At 62.9% G+C, this 20,593-nt stretch carries 15 protein-coding genes, 2 rRNA genes and 1 pseudogene; 5 read left to right on the top strand and 13 right to left on the bottom strand.

Annotation, left to right across the window (positions count from 1 at the left end; genetic code table 11):
* The first annotated feature begins 705 nt into the window (after positions 1 to 705).
* Positions 706 to 2,634, top strand: a complete 1,929-nt coding sequence (locus CR103_RS20635) for a sigma-54-dependent Fis family transcriptional regulator (protein ID WP_099917790.1) — start codon at positions 706 to 708, stop codon at positions 2,632 to 2,634.
* Here CR103_RS20635 and CR103_RS20640 read toward each other — a convergent pair.
* The 7 genes from CR103_RS20640 to adh all read right to left on the bottom strand — a co-directional run bounded on the left by CR103_RS20640 (position 2,621) and on the right by adh (position 10,881).
* A complete protein-coding gene (locus tag CR103_RS20640) occupies positions 2,621 to 3,625 on the bottom strand; it encodes an FAD:protein FMN transferase (protein WP_099917791.1) in 1,005 nt (334 codons plus the stop codon). The genes CR103_RS20635 and CR103_RS20640 overlap by 14 nt on opposite strands.
* Positions 3,626 to 5,719: a 4Fe-4S binding protein gene (locus tag CR103_RS20645; RefSeq protein WP_099917792.1), complete on the bottom strand. Its 2,094-nt coding sequence runs from the start codon at positions 5,717 to 5,719 to the stop codon at positions 3,626 to 3,628.
* Positions 5,720 to 5,732: 13 nt separating this feature from the next.
* Positions 5,733 to 6,887 carry a porin family protein gene (locus CR103_RS20650; protein WP_099917793.1) on the bottom strand — a complete coding sequence of 385 codons (1,155 nt, stop codon included), beginning with the start codon at positions 6,885 to 6,887 and terminating at the stop codon, positions 5,733 to 5,735.
* 82 nt (positions 6,888 to 6,969) lie between these two features.
* Complete coding sequence (locus CR103_RS22285; protein WP_143752693.1) at positions 6,970 to 7,167, bottom strand: hypothetical protein; 198 nt, start codon at positions 7,165 to 7,167, stop codon at positions 6,970 to 6,972.
* 15 nt (positions 7,168 to 7,182) lie between these two features.
* Complete coding sequence (locus CR103_RS20655) at positions 7,183 to 8,937, bottom strand: PQQ-dependent methanol/ethanol family dehydrogenase (protein ID WP_218968514.1); 1,755 nt, start codon at positions 8,935 to 8,937, stop codon at positions 7,183 to 7,185.
* Between the two features lie 23 nt (positions 8,938 to 8,960).
* A complete protein-coding gene (locus CR103_RS20660; protein ID WP_099917794.1) occupies positions 8,961 to 9,350 on the bottom strand; it encodes a DUF779 domain-containing protein in 390 nt (129 codons plus the stop codon).
* Positions 9,351 to 9,360: 10 nt separating this feature from the next.
* Positions 9,361 to 10,881 carry an aldehyde dehydrogenase gene (adh, locus tag CR103_RS20665; protein ID WP_099917795.1) on the bottom strand — a complete coding sequence of 507 codons (1,521 nt, stop codon included), beginning with the start codon at positions 10,879 to 10,881 and terminating at the stop codon, positions 9,361 to 9,363.
* 300 nt (positions 10,882 to 11,181) lie between these two features.
* Between adh and CR103_RS20670 the strand changes: the two genes are divergently transcribed.
* On the top strand, positions 11,182 to 13,314 hold the full coding sequence (locus CR103_RS20670) for a TonB-dependent receptor family protein (RefSeq protein WP_099917796.1): 2,133 nt from the start codon (positions 11,182 to 11,184) through the stop codon (positions 13,312 to 13,314).
* Positions 13,315 to 13,333: 19 nt separating this feature from the next.
* On the opposite strand, the gene CR103_RS20675 is transcribed toward CR103_RS20670, so the two are convergent.
* From CR103_RS20675 to CR103_RS20690, 4 genes are all read right to left on the bottom strand, one after another.
* Positions 13,334 to 14,167 carry a substrate-binding periplasmic protein gene (locus CR103_RS20675; protein WP_099917797.1) on the bottom strand — a complete coding sequence of 278 codons (834 nt, stop codon included), beginning with the start codon at positions 14,165 to 14,167 and terminating at the stop codon, positions 13,334 to 13,336.
* Positions 14,168 to 14,211: 44 nt separating this feature from the next.
* The gene (gene pedF, locus CR103_RS20680) at positions 14,212 to 14,682 is read right to left on the bottom strand and encodes a cytochrome c-550 PedF (RefSeq protein ID WP_099917798.1); all 471 of its coding nucleotides are present in this window, start codon (positions 14,680 to 14,682) and stop codon (positions 14,212 to 14,214) included.
* Positions 14,683 to 14,809: 127 nt separating this feature from the next.
* Positions 14,810 to 16,282: a GTPase domain-containing protein gene (locus CR103_RS20685; protein WP_099917799.1), complete on the bottom strand. Its 1,473-nt coding sequence runs from the start codon at positions 16,280 to 16,282 to the stop codon at positions 14,810 to 14,812.
* On the bottom strand, positions 16,279 to 17,760 hold the full coding sequence (locus tag CR103_RS20690; RefSeq protein ID WP_099917800.1) for a DUF2868 domain-containing protein: 1,482 nt from the start codon (positions 17,758 to 17,760) through the stop codon (positions 16,279 to 16,281). The genes CR103_RS20685 and CR103_RS20690 overlap by 4 nt, the downstream gene beginning before the upstream one ends.
* Before the next feature lie 272 nt (positions 17,761 to 18,032).
* Between CR103_RS20690 and CR103_RS24230 the strand changes: the two are divergent.
* The 3 genes and pseudogenes from CR103_RS24230 to CR103_RS20705 all read left to right on the top strand — a co-directional run.
* A pseudogene (locus tag CR103_RS24230) lies at positions 18,033 to 18,164 on the top strand (iron ABC transporter permease); the annotation flags it as partial.
* A 44-nt stretch (positions 18,165 to 18,208) separates the two neighbouring features.
* Entirely contained in the window at positions 18,209 to 18,982 is a 774-nt protein-coding gene (locus CR103_RS20700) for an ABC transporter ATP-binding protein (protein ID WP_099917802.1), read from the top strand.
* 94 nt (positions 18,983 to 19,076) lie between these two features.
* Entirely contained in the window at positions 19,077 to 20,069 is a 993-nt protein-coding gene (locus CR103_RS20705; RefSeq protein WP_099917803.1) for a TraB/GumN family protein, read from the top strand.
* Between the two features lie 183 nt (positions 20,070 to 20,252).
* On the opposite strand, the gene rrf is transcribed toward CR103_RS20705, so the two are convergent.
* Together rrf and CR103_RS20715 are read right to left on the bottom strand one after the other, a co-directional pair.
* Positions 20,253 to 20,365, bottom strand: a 5S ribosomal RNA gene (rrf, locus tag CR103_RS20710).
* Between the two features lie 143 nt (positions 20,366 to 20,508).
* Positions 20,509 to 20,593, bottom strand: a 23S ribosomal RNA gene (locus tag CR103_RS20715); the annotation flags it as partial.

The following is a 20,593-nucleotide window of genomic DNA, read 5'->3' on the forward strand; positions in this document are numbered from 1 at the left end:
ATCTTGTTTGTTGGCATTGCTGCCACTGTCCGTTAAGACAGGTCGCTCACTCAAAATACTGACAGGCCACTTCTTGCGAAGCGCCTATATTTCTTTTTTGTGAACATTTGATAATTTAAGTATTCAGTGACCGAAGTCACTGGCACTTTCATCAAACGCCCACACTTATCGACTGTTAATTGTTAAAGAACTTATTCGGCACATCTTGCTGCGCAGTACGAAGCGTTGTGTTCGTTGCAGCAGAGAGGTGAGATTATGCAGCGTTTCGCGTTTCTCGTCAACCTTCATTTTTACCGTCACAGTCTTTTCAGACGGCCCCAACTGCTTGATTTTGTTAACCATTTCATCGGGGAGGCGGACTATAGCAAAGGGAGCTGAAGGATGGCAAGGATTTTTTCTTCGCAGGTGTACGACATGGCATCGAGCTTGCTTTCCATGTCGTGTCAGTTCCAGTTTTCCTCCGCAATTTCTTGACAAGATCGGCGCAGGGGATGACATTTGTAGTTAAAGAAGTTATGCGCGATCGTAGAGGCGGGCTCTGCCTGGTCGATCCTGGCGCAGGTGTACTAATTTGGCACAGCGACATTCCATCGAGAGTGCCCCCTTCGAGGGCCCACACGGAGACAAACGATCATGCACCAACAAACTGCTGACCATCTGCCGGGGTCGGCCGGTACGTCACCCGTCGCTCGGTGGGATGAAGATATGCCTGTCATTATCGAATCGTCCCATCAGCGTTCGCTTTCCTATGGCCTCTGTCCGGGAGCACGGCCTAATTTTGATCCGCTCGCTCGCAACGAGTTATCGCTGCTGATCGAACAAAACCGGATGTTGTACACCCATGCAGTGCCGGCGATGGAAACCCTGTATCAGCAGATCATCAATACCCATAACATGGTGATCCTTACCGATGCGCAAGGCGTGATCGTCCATTCGCTGGGGGACGACGACTTCCTGGAAAAGGCCAGCAGGGTGGCGCTGCAGCCAGGGGTAGCCTGGTCCGAGCAAAGCAAGGGCACCAATGCGATCGGCACCGCAATCGCGGAAAAAACCGCCACGCTGGTGCATGCGGACCAGCACTATTTGGCGGCCCATCACTTTCTGACCTGCTCGGCGGCGCCAATTACCGACCACCAAGGCAAGGTGCTCGGGGTACTCGATGTTTCCGGCGACCAACGCAGTTTTCACAAGCACACCATGGCGCTAGTGCGCATGTCGGCGCTGATGATCGAGAACCAGCTGTTTGCGGCCACGTTCGAGGATTCGATCACTCTGCGCTTCCACGCGCGACCGGAATTCATCGGCACCTTGATGGAAGGCATAGCCTCCTTTACGCCGGGCGGACGCTTCCTGTCGGCCAACCGCAACGGCTTGTTCCAGCTCGGCCTGTCGTGGTCGGCGCTGCAATCGCATACCTTCAGTTCGCTGTTCGGCATGTCGGTGTCGGCCATGGTCGATCATTACCGTACCGCGGCGCCCGGACTGCTGAACCTGTGCTTGCTCAGCGGAGTGAGAGTGGTTGGCCGTGCGCAGTTGCGCTTGATGAACGAGGCGCAAGCATTGCCCGGTGTCCGCAACGAGAACATCGACCGCATCACCGTCCCCGGCGTGCCAGCTCGCACGGCGCCGACGCCGACGGCGGCCCAGACAGCCATCGCGGCGCGCCGGCTGTCCGGCCTGCGCTACCTCAACACCGGCGACCCCCAGCTCGAACAGGTCATCATGAAGGTCAACAAGGTGCTCGGGCGCGATATCCCGATCCTGGTGATGGGCGAAACCGGTACCGGCAAGGAACTGCTGGCGCAAGCGATCCACAACGACTCGCCGCGGACGACGGGGCCGTTTGTCGCGGTCAACTGCGCCTCGATCCCGGAAACGCTGATCGAGTCGGAACTGTTCGGCTATGAGGACGGCGCCTTTACCGGGGCGCGCAAGAAGGGCTCGATCGGCAAGATCCTGCAGGCAAACGGCGGCACGCTGTTTTTGGATGAGATCGGCGACATGCCGTTCGGCCTGCAGGCGCGACTGCTGCGGGTGCTGCAGGAGCGTATGGTCACCCCTCTCGGCAGCGACAAGTCGATTCCCGTCAACGTCGAACTCATCTGCGCGACCAATCACAACCTGCGCGAACGGATTGCCAAGGGACTGTTCCGCGAAGACTTGTATTACCGCCTTAACGGCCTTGTCGTGAAACTGCCGCCCTTGCGCGAGCGCACCGACCTCGAGACGGTGGTAAAAAAAATCCTTGCGACGGAGTCGAACGGCGGGCACTACATGGTGTCGGAAGAAGTGCTGTTCATGTTCATGCGGCACAAATGGCCAGGCAATTTCCGCCAGTTGACCAACCTGCTGCGCACCGCGGTCATCATGGCCGGCGACGAGCACGAAATCTGCCTGCGCCACATGCCTGACGATTTCCTCGACGACATCGACATGCATCCGGCGGTCGATGCCGGCGCGCATGTTGCCACCACGGCCGCAAGCATGGTCGACACTGGCGTCAACCTGGAACAACTGGAGCACTCGGCCATCCTCAAGTCGCTCGAGGCGCACGGCGGCAACGTGTCGGCCACGGCGCGCGCGCTGGGCGTGTCACGCAATACGATTTACCGCAAGCTGCCTAAGCTGAAATAGCCTCGTTTCGCAGCGCCAGCGGAAAGGCTGGCGATTTCCACACCACACCGCGCTTGTTGATTGTCATCACATCGACGTCGACCAGGCGCATCGCCATGGCGTGGGCCTTGCGCGCACCCATCACCATGAACGCGGTCGACAGTCCGTCGGCCAGCATGGCGCTTGGCGCCAATACGGTGACGCTCGCCAGTTCCTGCGGCGAATTGCCGGTGGCGGGGTCCAAAATGTGGTGGTGGACGAAATCGGGCGTGAACGCCGAGGCGTAGTCGCCGGAGGTAGCTACGCAGCGGCCATCGACCTTGAACACGGCGGCAAGGGCATCAAGGTCGCGCGGGTCGGGCACGCCGAGCGTCCACGGTTGCAGCGCACCGTTGTTGCCGTGGGCGCTGAATTCTCCAGTGTCGAGCAAAGCGTTGCCAATGCCGCGCGCGCGCACCGCGGCCATCGCCAGGTCGGCGGCGTAGCCTTGCGCCAGGCCATTGAGGGTAATCGCCGCCGCTTTTTTGCGCAAGCTTACCGTGCCGTCGTCGATAACCACGCCACGCCAACCGACGCGCGAGCGCGCTTGCACGTGCTGCTGGTGCGTCGGCAGCGCCTGCCCGTTCGCCGTCGCGCGGAACGCTTGCCACAGCGGCTGCACGGTGATGTCGAAGGCGCCCCGTGTCAGTTCGGACAAGGCATTCGCCTGGCGCAGCACGTCGAGCAGGTGCGCGTGCGGGCGCTCCAGCACGCCGTCGCGGTTCAACTGGAATACCTGGCTGGCGGGATTGTAGATGCTCATCAGGCGGTCGACCCGGGTGGCCTGGTCGAGCGCGTCAGCGACGGCCGCCCCGGCTTGATCGGCATCGTCGTGAATCAGCGACACCGTCACCGTCGTACCGAACGCCAGCGTTGCGCCGGTGAACAACTGGCCGCCGCGCTGTAACAGACCCGGGCCGCCCCCGACGGCCATGGTGCCGAGCGAGGCGGCAAGAAATTTTCGACGTAACATTTATTTATCCCCCTGAAAATGCGCGATGGAAATCGTGCGTCCACGTTTTTTCTCCATGATCAGCGGCGCGCATTTCTCGTCGCTGGCGTAGATCACCACGCAATCCATGCACTGGAAGCATTCGTCGTAACTGATCGCCCCGGCCGGTGTGATGGCCTGGTAGTCGCAGCGGTAGCGGCAGCTCTGGCATGGCGCGCCGCATTCGCTGCGGCGCGGCACCCAGTCGAGAATGCGGACCCTGCCCAGCAGCGCCAGGGCGGCGCCGAACGGACACAGGTAACGGCAAAAAAACTTGTAGACGAACATGCTGGCCACAAGCAGTGCGCTGGCGTAGGCGACGTAAGGCCAGGCACGCACGAAGTTAAGGGTGATCGCCGTTTTGAATGGTTCGAACTCGACCAGCTTGTCGGTCAGTTGCGGCGCCAGCCACGCGCTGGCGAGGATGGCCGCCAGCGCCACGTATTTGATCAGCTTGAGCCGCGCATCGATGCGCGCGCTGGCGCGCAGCTGCGGCAGCTTCAGCCATTGACCGAGCTTGCCGGTCGCTTCCTGCAGCGCGCCGAACGGACACAACCAGCCGCAGAAGGTTCCGCGCCCCCACACCAGCAGCGAGAGCGCGGTAAACCCCAGCAGCACGACGGTCATCGGATCGAACAATAAGAATTCCAGGCTGCGGCGCGCCATCAGCGCCTGCAGCACGCCGGTAAAATTGACGATCGATAGCTGGCCCTGGGCGTAGTAACCGATGAAACCGATGGTAAACAGCAGGAAAGCGCGGCGGAACCAGTCGAAACGCCGGCCTTCGGCGACCAGCCGTTTTTGCAGCAGCAACATGCAGGCCAGCAGCACCAATGCGGCAGCCAGAACCAGCAAGTCCACGCGCCGGCTTTTCCACACGCCAGGCCAGGATTTATCATTGCCCTGCGACGCGACATAAAAATGCGCGGGCACGCGCAGCGAAAAATGGATGTCGCGCGTAATTCTTTCCGGATAGACGATGCCCTTCAGGCGCGTAATCGGCAAGGCGAAGTCGAACCGGCGCGCCGGATCGAGGCCGGCCTGGCTGATCACCCGCAGCACCGTCATGCTGGCGCTCGGCAATGCGCTGCCGGCGGCCAGATTAACTTCCATGTCGAGGTCGCGCATGTCGACCGGCAGCTTGTCTTGCTTGAGCAAGAGCCGGTCAGTGACGCTGCCGCGGATGAAATCATCGGCGAGGATGCTGTACCTGCCCGACGACATCACCAGCAGCGCATGGTCGCCTCCTTCGAGCCGGTCGCGCAGCTTGCTCCAGCTTGGCCCTGTCAGCACATTGCGGCCAACTGTCGGCACCGATGCCAGCGTTATATAAACGTCGATGAACACCGCGTCGGGACTGGCCAGCGCTTCGGGATCGAGGCCGGCGCCGGGACTGCCGGCGAACAGGCGCTCGACGTCGCGGTTGGTCAAGCGCACGTGCCCGATCAGCCCGGCCCCCTGCAGCTGCGCGACGCTCTTTTCCTCGAACAAGCCAGGCTTGATGCGGGCGATTTGGTCCGGATCGCCACCCTCGGCGAAACCAAGTTTTTTGCGCGACACTTTCAGGGCCGCCGACAGTACGCTCTGGTTGATGATGCGCACCGACGCGGTCGCCTTCGACACCCCGTCGAGGTAAGCATGGCCGGCATCCGGCGCGCGCAGGCGCTTCGTGGCGCTGTCGATGGTGAGATTCTGTTTTAGCGACAGGCCCTTGTATTGGCTGGCAAAGGCGAACAACGGCGCTTCGCCCAGCCCGTCGAGAAACACCGGTTCGTGATGCGACAGCACGGCGACGTCGAGGAAACTGCCTTTCGGATCGATTGCCACCAGCAAGTTGATCGGCACGCCGGCGAAGCCGGGAATCGGCGCCAGGTCGATCGACTCGAACACGTAGCCGACCAGTTCGGTGGCGGTCGCGTTCTGCCTGAACAGGGGCCACACCGGCAAGTCGGCCTGCTTGTCGCCGACCATCAACGGCGCCGGGAAGCGTTTTACAAGGCCCGCTTTGGTCAGCACGCCCGCGCGCGCCGGCTGGCAGGCGCACAGCAGCGCCAGCCAGCACACGGCAATTACCATCAAGCGCACAGGATCAGAAGAAAATGATGCCGCCCAGCGCAATGCCGTTCATGCGTGCCGATTGACCGCTGAACGACTTCGAACGGGTTTGCCCGACTTCGCCCACCAGCGTGATCAAGCTGTTGAGCGAATAGTAGGCGCCAAGCGTCAGGTTGGCGTTCGACTTCAGGCCGCGCGTGCCGGCGGTGTTGTCGTCGTTTTCGCTCATGCCCCAGCTGGCGCCCAGCTTGAGTTTTTCGGACGTCTTGAAGGTGCCTTGCACAATATAGTTGATTGACTTGGTGTTGCCCTGATCGGCGTCGGACAGGATGCCCAGGCCCTTGCCACTCTGAATATTGACCAGCAGCCCAGTGGCGCCGAAGGTATACGAGCCGCCCACTTCGAAGCCGCTCATGGTCAGGTCGCCGACGCCGGGGGTGACCGAAGTGAATTTTTGCGCCTTGGCGCCGAGCCAGCCCTTGATGCCCTCCTGCGTGTACGTCACCTGGGCCTGGACTTGCGGACTCGACTTCGAGGTGTAGACCGGGCCTGCCAAGATCGGCGTGTCGGCAACCGGGCTCATCAGACCGGCCTCGAAGCCGATGCCGGAAACCGCCTTCGGCGACGTGTACGTCATCTGGCCATAGTGGCCGAGGTAGGTGTATCCGGCGCCAATGTGGCCCAGCGCGACGCGGCCGCGCTGGGTCGCCTGCACTGGTGCGCCGGCGCCCATCAAGGTCATGTCGGCGAGGATCGCGTTGGACCCGAAGATGCCGTAGTCGCGGCCGAGCTTGACCGTGCCCATCTCGGCGTTGCCAACAGTGAAAAACGCCTGACGCACGTCGACCACGCTGTTCTGGCCGATCGCGCTGTCGGTTGCCGTCGAGTTGTAGATGCCGATCAAGGCCTTGACGTCATAGCCGCCCTGGGTCGAGGCGGCCGACGTGATCAGGCCGTTCGGCAGCAAGCCGTTGCCGATGGTGGTGCGCTCGCCTTGGCCGCCGCAGCCGAGTGCCTCGCCGCCCAGCGCCAGTCCGCCGACCGCGTCGCCCGAGCACGACACCGCGGTGTAGTACGCGTTGACGATGCCGCCCACCGACACCGTCCAGTCGCCCGATTTGATATCCACTGCGTGGGCGTTTTGCAGGCTCGCCGCGGCAAGCGCGGTCAACAACAATACGTTTTTCATCCGTGTCTCCTTTTATGTTTTATGTAAGTAGCCACATCGTGTCGATGTACCTGGATTCGTGGCAAAAAGCGTGCCCAGCCGATCAGCCCCGAAAGCGCCGCAAAAGGCCTCCAAGCTGTGCCGCTATGAGCCAGTCGCCTGCGCGGTTGTTCTGTTTTTGAACGCCCAGCAGCGAAGCGGACAAAAAGTTGCGGATAATAATCTGGGGTGAAAAAAAGCGGCCGAAGCCGCCTGAAAACCGCCCGCCCGGCTGCGGAGACAACCTCAGCCAGGCGTCCAAGGGGCGGCTACACGCTCAAATTTTGGCCAGCTTGAACACCCACACCGAGCCGCCCTGCTCGAGGAAGTTGACCTTCTTGGCCACTTCGCCGCCCCACAGCGGCACCGCGCCGCCCCAGCCGGACACTACCGCGACGTACTGCGTGCCGCCATCGATCCAGGTCACCGGCGGCGCGACGACGCCCGAACCGGTTTGGAATTTCCACAGTTCCTTGCCGGTTTTCGCGTCGACCGCCTTCAAGAAACCTTCGGGGGTGCCATAAAATACCAGCCCGCCGGCGGTGCTCATGACGCCGCCCCACAGCGGCGCCGAGTTCTTGATTTCCCAGACGATCTTGCCGGACTTCGGATCGATCGCCCGCATGGCGCCGATGTAGTCGTCGTTGAGCGGCTTGATGGTGAAACCGGCGCCGAGGAAGGCGCCGCCCTTCTTGTAGGTAATCGGCTCATTCCAGATGTCCATGCCCCATTCGTTGGCCGGCACATAGAACAGCTTGGTTTGCGGGCTGTACGCCATCGGCATCTGGTTCTTGGCGCCGAGGAAGGCCGGCGCCGAGAACACCGTGCTGCCCTTCTTGCCGTCCTCGCCCTTGGTCGGATCGCTCGGGCGATTGGCCGCAATAAAATTCGGCCGGCCGGTTTTCAGGTCGATGCCGCTGGCCCAGGTGATCTTGCGCACGAACGGGAAGGCGTTTTGCAGCTTGCCGTTGTGGGCGTCGATAACGTAGAAGAAGCCGTTGCGGTCGGCCTTGCCACCGTAGCGCTTGCCGTCCATGTCGAAGGTGACGAACTCGTTGGCACCGTCGAAGTCCCAGGAGTCGTTCGGCGTGTTCTGGTATGACCACTTGATCTGGCCGGTGCCTACGTCGAGCGCGACGGTGGATGACGAGTACAGGTTGTCGCCAGGGCGCAGGTGGCTGTTCCACGGCGAAGGGTTGCCGGTGCCGAAATAGGCCAGGCCGGTGGCGGCGTCGTAGGTGCCGCCCATCCAGGTCGAGGCGCCGCCGGTTTTCCACAGGTCGCCCGGCCAGGTCTTGTTGAGAGTGCCGGAAATGCCGTTATCGCTTTGCTTGCCATCCTTGTCGTAGCGATGGCCCATGTGGCCCTCGACAGTCGGACGCGACCATACCAGCTGGCCCGTCATCGGGTCGCGCGCGTCGACCCGGCCGACGATGCCGAACTCGCCGCCCGAGGTGCCGGTCAGCAGCAGGCCCTTGGCAATCAGCGGCGCCGCCGTCATCGAGTAACCGGCGGCGTAGTCGCCGACCTTTTCCTTCCACACCACCTTGCCGGTATTCTGGTCGAGCGCGACGAGCTGGGCGTCGAGCGTGCCGAAGATGACCAGGTTGCCGTACAGCGCGGCGCCGCGGTTGACGACGTCGCAGCACGGCATGATGCCGTCCGGCAAACGATGCTCGTATTTCCACAGCTTGGTGCCGGTCTTCAGGTCGACGGCGAAGATGCGCGAATACGAGGCGGTGACGAACATCTTGCCGTTGTGGATCAGCGGCTGCGATTCCTGGCCGCGCTGTTTTTCGCCGCCGAACGACATCGACCAGGCCGGCACCAGCTTACCGACTGTTTTCGTGTTGACCTGGGTCAGCGGTGAAAAGCGCTGGCCTTCGGTACCCATGCCGAACGACAGCACGCTGCTGGGATCCTTGGCGGTGTTGGTGAGCATGGCGTTGGTGACGTCGGCCGCTTGAGTCAGTGGCGCCAGCGACGCCGCGGCCAGGCCGAGCGCGCATCCGATCAATATATTGTTCTGCACAATTTTCTCCTCTTTCTTGTAGATTATTTTTTGTCCGTGGCTACCGGGGAGTTGGCCAAGGCAAGAAATTCTTCATCGGTGAACAGGCGCGAGCGCGTCAGGAAGCGCCGCCCTGTTCCGTTGTCCAGCGAAAACATGCCGCCGTTGCCGGCCACCACATCAATGATCAGCTGGGTATGTTCCCAGTAGGCGAACTGTTCCAGTCCCATGTAGAACAGCGCGCCGTCCAGGTTGCCGAGGCAGACGTCGGTGTCGCTGACGTCGAACTCGCCGGCCGGATAACACATCGGCGCGCTGCCGTCGCAACAGCCGCCGGACTGAAAAAACATCAGCGGACCGTGCCGCCCGCGCAGCCCGGCGATCATTTGCAGGGCTGCTTCGGTGGCGACGACCCGCTCGGGCGCGAGGTTCATGGTTATTTCCTCAGAAAAAGCCGAGCGCTTTTGGGCTGTAGCTCACCAGCAGGTTCTTGGTCTGCTGATAATGGTCGAGCATCATCTTGTGGTTTTCGCGGCCGATGCCGGACTGCTTGTAGCCACCGAACGCGGCATGGGCCGGGTACAGGTGGTAGCAGTTGGTCCAGACGCGGCCGGCCTGGATCGCGCGGCCAACCCGGAAGGCGCGCGATCCGTCACGCGTCCACAGGCCGGCGCCGAGGCCGTACAAGGTGTCGTTGGCGATGCGGATGGCGTCCGCTTCATCGGTAAACGTGGTGACCGACACCACTGGCCCGAAGATTTCTTCCTGGAAAACGCGCATCTTGTTGTCGCCTTTGAAGACGGTTGGCGTCACGTAATAACCCTCTTTGAGGTCGCCGCCCTGGTCGAAGCGCGCGCCGCCGGCCAGCACTTCGGCCCCCTCCTGCTTGCCGATGTCCAGATACGACAGGATTTTTTCCAGCTGTTCCTGCGACGCCTGGGCGCCAATCATGGTCGACGGATCGAGCGGATTGCCCTGTTTGATGGCGGCGACCCGCTTCAATGCGCGCTCGATGAATTTGTCGTAGATCGATTCCTGGATCAGCACGCGCGACGGGCAGGTGCACACTTCGCCCTGGTTCAGCGCGAACATCGCAAAACCTTCCAGGCACTTGTCGAAGAAGTCGTCGTCGGCATCCATCACGTCGGCGAAGAACACGTTCGGCGACTTGCCGCCCAATTCCAGCGTGACGGGGATCAGGTTTTGCGCGGCGTAGCCCATGATCAGGCGGCCGGTGCCGGTCTCGCCCGTAAAGGCGATCTTGGCGATACGCTTGTTCGACGCCAGCGGCTTGCCCGCTTCCAGGCCGTAGCCGTTGACGACGTTGAGCACGCCCGGCGGCAGCAAGTGGCCGATCAGCTCCATTAGCACCATGATCGAGGCCGGCGTCTGCTCGGCAGGTTTGAGAACGACGCAGTTGCCGGCGGCCAGGGCCGGCGCCAGCTTCCACACCGCCATCAGGATCGGGAAGTTCCACGGGATGATCTGGCCGACCACGCCGAGCGGCTCGTGGAAGTGGTAGGCATAGGTCTCGTGGTCGATCTGGGACACGGACCCTTCCTGGGCGCGGATGCAACCGGCAAAATAGCGGAAATGGTCGATCGCCAGCGGGATGTCGGCGGCCATGGACTCGCGGATCGGCTTGCCGTTGTCGATGGTCTCGGCGGTGGCGATCAGCGCCAGGTTCGCTTCCATTACGTCGGCGATTTTGTTGAGGATGTTGGCGCGCTCGGCCTGCGACGTCTTGCCCCAGGCGTCCTTGGCGGCGTGGGCGGCGTCGAGGGCGGTTTCGATGTCTTCCGCGCTCGAGCGCGCGATCTCGCAAAACACCTGGCCGGTAATTGGCGTGATGTTGCCAAAATACTCACCCTTGGCGGGCGCGACGAACTTGCCGCCGATGTAGTTGTCGTAACGTTGCTTGAAAGGGTTGGCAACGCCCAGCTTGCTGATGTCCGCGAGATTCATGTCGTCCTCCGAGTGTTTGGTTTTTAAACCGCCGATACTGGCGCAGTGGTGTTGATCATCTTTTGATCACCTCCATCGATTTGCAAGTGCCGTGCCAGCGATGCTTGCCTGCCCGCCGTCATAGGCGGCGCATGCGCCGTGCATGGACTTGGCGCCGCGCCAGCTGGTTCAATTTGGAACAGTTGTCACGTTACGAGCCAATCGGCGGCGTAGCCCGCTGCATACGCGCGCTGCAGAAAATCGGCATGGCAGGTATATTGCTTGTGAACTAACTGTTTTTTAATCATTGGAGGAGTACTCATGCCGCAGCCGTTTCGCCTGAATGCCATTGCCAGCCTGTTCGCCGCCGGCGCCGCCGCGCTGGCGGCATCAAGCCATGCTGCCGACGCCGGCGCGCCGCTGGCCGGCGTCGTGGTCGTCAGCGCCAGCCGCGTCGAGCACAACAGTTTCGATCTGCCGGCGTCGATCGACGTCATCGACGCGGCCCGCATCCGCGATGGCCAGATGCGTGTCAACGCTTCCGAGGCGCTGTCGTCGGTGCCCGGCCTGGTCGCGCAAAACCGGCACAATTACGCCCAGGACCTGCAGATCTCGTCGCGCGGCTTCGGCGCCCGCTCGGCCTTCGGCGTGCGCGGCGTGCGCTTGATCAGCGACGGCGTCCCGGCCACGATGCCGGACGGCCAAGGCCAGCCGTCGGCGTTTAATCTTGACATGGCCGAGCGCATTGAAGTGCTGCGCGGGCCGTTTTCTGCCATTTATGGCAACCATTCGGGCGGCGTCATCCAGCTGTTCACGCGCGACGGCAAGGGCCGCCCGACGCTCGAACTGAACGTTGCCGCCGGCAGCGACGGCGCGCGCAAGCTTGACCTCAATGCACAGGGCAGCAACGGCGGCCTCGGCTACGTAATCGACGTTTCGCGCTTCGAGACCGACGGCTACCGCGCCCACAGTGCCGCCACCCGTGACCAGGCGTTCGCCAAATTGACCATGCAGCCGCTTGAAGGCGGCAAACTGACCCTGGTGGCCAACTCGCTGCGCCAGGACGCTACCCAAGATCCACTCGGCGCGACGTGGGCGACTTACCAGCGCGATCCGCGCGCCGGCGAGATCGACCTTCTTGACACTGCGACGCCGAAGCGCACCCTGGCCGAGCGCTACGATACCCGCAAGGACATCAACCACCAGCAGGCTGGTCTGTCCTACGATCAGCGCTTCGGCGACGACCGCCTGCACCTGATGGTCTACGGCGGCAACCGCCAGGTGACCCAGTTCCAGGCGTTCTCGAGAGCGTTTCAGGCGTCGCCAACGCACTCGGGCGGCGTGGTCGATTTCGACCGCGATTTTTACGGCGCCGACATCAACTGGACCCACGTGCGCGCGCTCGGCGCCGGCAAGCTGACGATTACCGCCGGCCTCGACTACGGCCAATCGAAAGACGAGCGCAAAGGCTACGAGAATTTTATCGGCGGCCAATTCGGCGTGCAGGGTGCGCTGCGGCGCGACGAAGAGGACACTTTGTCCAGCCTGGACCCGTACCTGCAGGCTCAATGGGATGCCGGCCCGTGGGTGTTGACCGGCGGGCTGCGCCACACGCGGCTGAAGGTAACGGTTGCCGACCGTTTTATCGCCCCTGGCAACGGCAACGACAGCGGCAGCGTCGAATTCAGCCACACCACGCCGGTACTGGGCGTACTGTATAAAGTGAACCCGGTGCTCAACGTGTACGCCAGCGCGGCGCGCGGTTTCGAGACGCCGACCTTAAACGAGCTGTTCTACTCAAGTACTGGCAGCGGCTTCAACTTTTCGCTGCGCGCGGCGCAAAGCACCCACGTCGAAGCGGGCGTCAAAACGGTTGTCGGCGCCGGCACCAGGATCAACGCGGCGCTGTTCCAGGTCAAGACGACGGACGAACTCGTGGTCGACAGGTCATCCGGCGGTCGCACCAGCTACAAGAACGCCAGCCGGACGCTGCGCCAGGGCGCCGAACTGTCGCTCGACAGTTCGCTTGGCGGCGGTTTCAATGCGAGGTTGGCGCTCACCGCGCTGCGCGCCGTGTACGACCAGGGTTTCGGCAACGTACTGGCCGGCAGCCGCTTGCCTGGTGTGCCGAACGCGAACATGTTCGCCGAGTTGGCGTGGAAGGATCCGTCGGAGCGCTTCGGCGCCGCGCTTGAGACTATCGCCACCAGCAAGGTCTACCCCGACGACGCCAACAGCGACATCCCGGCGCCCGGCTACGCGATTGTCAATGCCCGCTTCGATGCGAAGCAGTCCTCGGGCCCGTGGCGCTTCAAGCAGTTCGTGCGGGTCAATAACCTGCTGGACCGCCAGTATGTCGGCTCGTTGATCGTCGGCGACGCCAACAAGCGCTATTACGAAGCGGCCCCTGGCCGCAACTGGATGGCCGGCGCCAGCGTGGCCTACGCGTTCTGACGCGGGTTTTCCGGCGAATTTATGGCTTCACCAACTGCACGCCATGTTTGGCGAAGATGGCTTTCAGCTCACCGCTGGCGGCCATCTGGTTGACCGCCGCTTGAAGCTTTTGGGCCAGCTCAATATCGTCCTTGCGCACCGCCATGCCGATCGCCCAGCCCGAGCGCGGCAGGCGCTGGAACGATACATCGTGCAGCGGGAAGCCGGCGTTGCCCTTCATCACCGATTCGATTTCCGAGCGGTTGGCCAGTACCGCATCGAGTTCGCCTGCCTTTAACGCCTGCACCGCCGCTATCGCGGTGGGGTAGATGTGCACGTTGTCGCGGAACCTGCCGTTACCCTCGCCCAGCATCACCATCGCCGCGATCGAGACCTTTTCGACGCCGATCTTTTTCCCGGCCAGCGCCTCGAGGCCGTCGAAGGCCGGCACCGACTTCGCGTTACGCACCAGGCGCACCGTTTCGACGTGATACGGCGCGAATATGTTGACTTGCTCGTTGGCGGCCATCAAGCGGTTGTCGACCGGGACGTGCAGCATCACGTCGGCCGGCCCGTAGCCGAGATAATGGCCCTTCCACACCATGTTGCGCAGGTCGTCGTCCATCGCCTCGCCGGCGGCAAACGGCAGCGACGTGAGTTTGAGCCCAAGCTTGGCCGACAGCGCGACAGCGAGGTCGGCGTCGATGCCGGCTCCCTTGTCCGAAAACGGCGCGAAATCGTTGTAGAGTGCCACTTTCAGGTGGCCGGAGTCCTGAATTTTTTTCCAGTCGGCGCGTGCGTGCTGAGGAGCCAGCAGCGCGAGGCAGGCGAACGTCAGCGCAAGGCAGGCCGGACGCAATAGGGTTGGGGGCATTCGGCGCCACCTTTCTATCTATTAGGGTTGAAAATGAGCAGGATTTATTTTTCGCGCCGCGATTCCAGGTACGTCTTGATCGACCACATCGCTTCCTGGTTGAAGACGCCCTCGAACGGCGGCATGTAGACCGCGCCGTTGCGCACTTTGCCGGTGCGCACCGACGCCAGGTAATACGTGTCCATCTCCTTGAAGCAGGCGCTTTGCTTCGCCTCGTTCTTGAGGCCGACGCAGTCCTTGTCGAGCTGGCGCAGGTCCGGCGCGATGCCGCCGGAAATGGCTTCAATGCCGTGGCAGCGCGCGCAATTCTGGTTGTACGCCGAGGCGCCGATCTTGAGCGCGAGCTTGTTGGTCTTGAAGGGATTTTCGTCGCGCCACTTGTCGCCAAGCGCCGGCAAGCCAGTGGTATCGACCGCCTGCGGGGTGACGTTGCCGTGGGCGGCGGCGTAAAACGAAGTGAAGGTCGCGGCGGCAAGTGCGGCGGCGGCGGCAAGCTTGCGGGGCGAAGTTGGCATGACGTTGTCTCCTGCTGATGTGGGGATAGGCAAACAGGTATGAGCAATTGCCATGCCAAGCCCGGCGCCCGGGATTGCGCGTTTTCTGTTCCAGAGTGGGACAGCTGTGGCATGGAATGCACCAGTGTCACGCCGGCTTGCGGAACAGCGGTGACGCCGGATATAGTTGCTCGAGCGTGCGTGCGGCGATGCCAGTGACGACTTCGCCGAGCGCGACGCCGGCTTTCGCGCCATCCGGGTCGCTGCGCAGTTCCTGCCAGGCATGCTTGATGCCGTCGGCATGCAGCGCCACGGCGCGCTCGACTTCGTCCTGCCAGAAGGCGGGCGCCTCGCTCTCGACGAAGTTGCCGCGGCCGCGGCCGAAGTGGGCGACCGCCAGGTAGCGCAGGATACCGGCCACCAGCAGCGACCTGAGGAAATCGTCGGCAAACTGCACCGTCGGATGATTGCGGTCGGTACTGGCGTTAAAACCCCAGGCCGCGCCGGCAAAGGTCAGCGCGCCGACCAGGCCGCCGATCAGGGCGCCGCCGCCGAGCGTCAGTCCGCCCGCCATCAGGTCGGCCGACAAGCCCGTCGTGGCGCCCGAAACGACGGCGCCGATCAGTCCCGCCTGGGCCTTGTCGAGCGGCGCGCGGATGGCAAAATTCTGCCGTACCCGCGCGTTGATCTTGCCCGCTTCGCTGGCGTCGAGCTTGTGCAGCGCCAGCAGGCGCGCGGTGGTGGCGCCGATCTGGGCATCGAGCCGCTCGATCAGCCCGGCCATGGCTTTTTCCTGGGGCTGTTCGGCATTGTTGCCCAGGCCGACCGCCTTCATCGCCGAGCGCAGCATCGACTTTTCCTCAATGCCGACCGGTTCGCTGTCGCGGACGGCCGCAATCAGCTGCCGGGTGGTGATGTCCATCGCCTGCTGAAACCGCGCGGCGTTACTCTCTTCCCACACGGCGAACAGGCGCGCGTAGCCTTCCTGGCTGGCAGGTTCGAGCAGCTTGCCGACCGCCTCATAAAAAACGCGTTCATGCACCCAGCAGCGCGCGAAGGCATCGAGCGAGAGCACGTCGCGCACGATCGGGTAGTCGGCCAGGTGCTGCTTCCAGCTCTCCTGTTCGGCCTTTTCCTGCGCCGCCGGACGCGGCGGCCCGACCTGGTTGAGCAGCACCACCACCGGTTTGCCGAGCCATTCGAGGATCTTCATTTCGGCCGGCAGATAGCCAGCATCGCGCGGGTGCTCGGACGAATTGACCAGGTATAGCACGATGTCGGCGGCGTCCTTGGCGGTGCGCAGCGCATTCTGGCTGAGCCAGAACGTGCGGTCGCGGTAGCGGTCGACGACCTCGCGCAGCAACCAGCCGATCGGATTGCCCGTTTTGGCGAGGCGGCGCAGCAGGCGCACCGAGTCGCCGAAGCCGGGCGTATCCCATAATTGCAGCGAGTCACCCTCGGGCGTAACGAGCAGGGTGTGGGATTCGGCAAAGACGGTGACGTGGGCGGCGTCGCGTACTTCGCCGACGTCCATGCCGACGAGGGTGCGCGCCAGCGTGGTCTTGCCGTTGTTGGTATGCGAAACGAGCGCGAACTGGATGTCCCGCGCGGACGCGTTCATGCCGCCCCCTGGTCGAGCGGGCGCGCCTGCGGTTCGAGCAGGTTGACGATCATGGCGGTGGCGCGATGATGGGCGCAGAACTGCTGCCACAGTGCGATCCGCTCGTCGACGCGGCTCCTACCGCCGGCTTGCGCGGCGAGCCGTTCGAGCAGCGACGATTCGTCGATCAGCACGGCGACACCGCGTGGCGAGGCGCGCAGCAGGTGCTCCAAAAAGGCGCCGTGGTTTTCATTTTCGGGGGTAGCGGCAAGATTGAACAGCACCGCGGTCAGGCTGATTGCGGGATCAATCAGCGCGGCCCCGCCGAGGGCATCGACCGGTTCATCGCCGTAGCCGCTGGACGGGCGCAGCATCACCTGGGCCTGTTCGCCGAGCAGCATGGCGGCGACACTTGCCAGGCCGCGGTCGCGCGCTTCGTCGAGCGTGAAGCTGTACGGCAGCACGCGCAGCACGCCGGCAGGGCCGCCCATTTTTCCGCGCAGCTGGCGGAAATATGGCTGCTCGAGGTCGAGCGGGAAATTGGCCGCGATGCGGCGCGCGCGCCAGTGCGCGACCGCCGCCAGTACCAGGCGCGGCAAGACTACCAGCAGCAGCATCGTCGCCGTGTACAGCAGCACCCAGCGCTTGCCGCCGGCCGCCGACGGCGGGCTGACAGCCTGGGTCAAAGCCTGGCTGGCAGCTTGAGTAAATCGCAACGCCTCGATGTCGGCCGCGGAAAACCCCGGCAACTGGAACAGCCAGGCGGCGGGGGCGAACAGCACCGACAGCGCCGTGTGCACCTGCGCCGCGTCGAGAAAGGTCGATTCCCAGCCGGCCACGTACTGGGTGAGGAAGCCGCGCGCCACCAGGGACAGCACCGCGCCGACCGCGAACAGCGCCGCCGCCAGGTGCAGCGTGCGCGACAGGCGCAGCTGCGTCAGCTTGCCGCACAGGCGCGACCATTCGGCCATGAATTCGACCAGCGCGGCAGTCAATGTCGAAGGCAGCTTGCGCGGCAAGGCGCCAGCGGCAAGGTGCCGCACGATGCCGGCGCTGGCCCACCCGGTGTTCGAAGCCGGCACGAACAGCCATGCGAGCAGCACCAGGTAGACCAGCAGGTTCCAGCCGATGATGGCCAGCAGCGGCGCCGACAGCAGGTCGACGCGGTGCGGGTCGCTGATACGGTCGACGCCGGCGCCGAACAGCAGCGCGAGCAGCGGCAGGCCAGCCGACAGCGACGTCGAGCCGACGCCGCGGCGCAAAAAAGCGCGCAACGCGGGCATGCGCTCGCTAAGGCGCTTGAGGATTTGCTCGGAGCGCTGCTGCAGGAAGTGGTCGATCGTCACCGCCGACTTGCTGTCGGACGCCTGCCACTCGGCCAGTTCCCGGGCGCTGCGGCTGGCGTACATGCGATCGTCGTCGCTGAGGATCTCGTGCTTGCGGTCCATCGTTTCGATCGCGCGCACCAGCACGACGTCCCTCGCCACCTGTTCGTTCATCCCGGTCCCAGTTCGTATGTTTGTATAGAGCGACAATATTGAAGTGCCAATTGTGCCGCAGTTTGGCCGCGCACGGTTGGGCGGCGCGAAACCGTGCGCCCGACGCCATGCTTGCGCCTAAGCTGGTGCTGGAGCTTTGTCGCAAAGACATATAATGACCAGGTTTTGATGTCCGCACGCGTGTTCAGTGCGCGGCCTTCAAGAATGTCGAATGAAGGAATCCGATGCAGCAGTTTATTTGCGACCGGCGTCAGCGCGCGATAGTCGCCTTCGTCACCGGCGCGGCGCTGTCGCTGGCCGGCGTCACGATGCAGGCGCTGGTGACGCTGATGCTGTCGACCGCGCCCGAGAGCCGCTTGCGCGGCATGGTGTTCTGGATGATCGGCGACCTGGCCGGCGCGCCGTTCTTCCTCTATCAGCTGCACCAGCTGCACCAGCTGCGCCGGGCATGATCAGCACGCAGGCCTTGAGCCTGAAGGTGAATTCGCGCACCCTCGTCGAGCGTCTCGACTGGACCGCCCTGGCAGGCGAATGCTGGTGCATCATCGGGCGCAACGGCGCCGGCAAAACCACGCTGCTGCGCACCCTGGCCGGCATGCGCGAACCGGATGCCGGCAGCGTCGCCATCCAAGGCCGGCCACTGGCCGAATGGCCACTCGAACAACTGGCGCGCCAGCGGGCGTTTTTGCCGCAAGCGCGCAGCGACGCGTTTGCGTACCGCGTGCTCGAGACGGTGCTGGCGGCGCGCCACCCGTACCACGCCGGACGTTACTGGGAAGACAGCGACGATCACCTTGTCGCCATGGCGGCATTGGCGTCGATGGAAGTGGCGGATCTGGCGCAGCGCGACGTGCGCAGCCTGTCGGGCGGCGAACGCCAACGCGTGGCGATTGCGGCGATCCTGGCCCAGGATACACCGTTGCTGCTGCTCGACGAACCGGCCAATGCCCTCGATTTGGCGCACCAGGTCAGCTTGATGCGGCTGATCGCCAGGCTATGCCGCGAGCAGGGCAAGGCGGCCGTGACGATCAGCCACGACCTGAACCTGGCACAGCAGGCCTGCAGCCACGCTTTGCTGCTGATGGGCGACGGCTCGTGGGAAGCGGGCCCGGTCGAGCAGGTCATGACGGCGCCGGCGCTGAGCCGTTACCTCGGCCATCCGATCGAGATCGTGGTCCATGGCGAACGCCGCATATTCATACCGGTGCAGGGCGACGCCTGACCGACGTATGCATATCATGGTAACAACTTGTTATTTTCTTCACGCCGGGCTGGCAAGCCAGTAAGATCGCAATTCAATCTTTTTGGGAGTTGCGATGCGTAATTTCTTTGTCTTTTCCTTGTGCCTCTCCTTGCTGACCGCGCCGGCGTGGGCGCAAACCGCGCCCGACGCCGCGCCGGAACAGATCCTGATTGTCGGTAAGCGGCCCGGGCCGGGATTGTGGAAGGTGTCCAAGGACGACCATGTGCTGTGGATTTTTGGCACCTATTCACCACTGCCGCTCAAGATGGTGTGGCGATCGCAACAGGTGGAGGCGGTGCTGGCGCAATCGCAAGAGTTTCTCGGCGCGCCAGGCACTAGCATCGGCCTAGGTTGGGCGCAGGCGTTCAACCTGATGACGGCGCTGCCGTTTGCGATCGGCGTCAAGAACAATCCCGATGGTGCGCGGCTGCAGGACGTGGTGCCGGCGGACGTGTATGCGCGCTGGACGGTGCTGAAGCAGAAATACATCGGCGACGATACCGGCATCGAGACGGAGCGGCCGATCTTCGCGGGGCAGGCGCTATTCCAGAAGGCCTTGACCCACGCCGGGCTTGGTGGCGACGGTGACGTCATCGCCACGATTACGCAGATTTCAAAGAAGAACAAGCTCGCCTATACGCCAACCGGGATCAGCCTGCCGCTCGACAATCCACGTGGCGTCCTGCGCGATTTCAAGAAGTTGCAGATCGAAGATCTTGCCTGTTTTTCGAAAATCATCGACCGTCTCGAGGTGGATCTGGATGCAATGCGCACGCGCGCGAATGCGTGGGCGATCGGCGACGTCGAACTGATGCGCAAGCTAAGCTATCCGGACCAGGAATCGGCTTGCAAGTCGGCCGTGTTCAATAGCCCGGCAATGAAATCGTTGCCCGGCGCGGCGGCGCTGGAACAACGCATGCGCGACACCTGGCTGGCGGCGGCGGAAAAAGCCTTGTCCAAAAATCAGTCGACATTCGCGATGCTGCCGGTGTCGCACATCCTTAACCCGGACGGCATGATCGCGGCCTTGCAGGCCAAAGGGTATGTGGTGGAGCAGCCCGATTAAAATCTGCCGCCAACAAGGAATGCTCCTCTGCCTTCCACCAACCAGCCGCCCCACAATGGTGGCTCACTGCACTGGCCGGGCTGGCCGCTGCTGGCGTGCTGGTATCCCGCTGTTTGGCACCCTCTCAAGATGCAGGACGAAAAAAACCCCCACATTTCTGCGGGGGTTTTTTCCTTATAACTAGCCTGACGATGACCTACTTTCACACTGGTTGCAGCACTATCATCGGCGTAATATCGTTTCACGGTCCTGTTCGGGATGGGAAGGGGTGGTACCGATTTACTATGGTCATCAGGCATAACTTGTACAGGTGCGTGCTCCCAACTGGGCAGCATGACCTTGAATCTGGAAGAAGTATTGTTTCGTTTTACTTAGGTAGCGATTGTACATTACAACAAGCACAACGCGTTCTCTTATTCTCTATACCTGCTAAGGTTATAGGGACAAGCCGTACGGGCAATTAGTACTGGTTAGCTTAATGCATTACTGCACTTCCACACCCAGCCTATCAACGTCCTGGTCTC

The sequence above is a fragment of the Massilia psychrophila genome (assembly GCF_002760665.1).
Taxonomy (GTDB): Bacteria; Pseudomonadota; Gammaproteobacteria; order Burkholderiales; family Burkholderiaceae_D; genus JAFCUW01.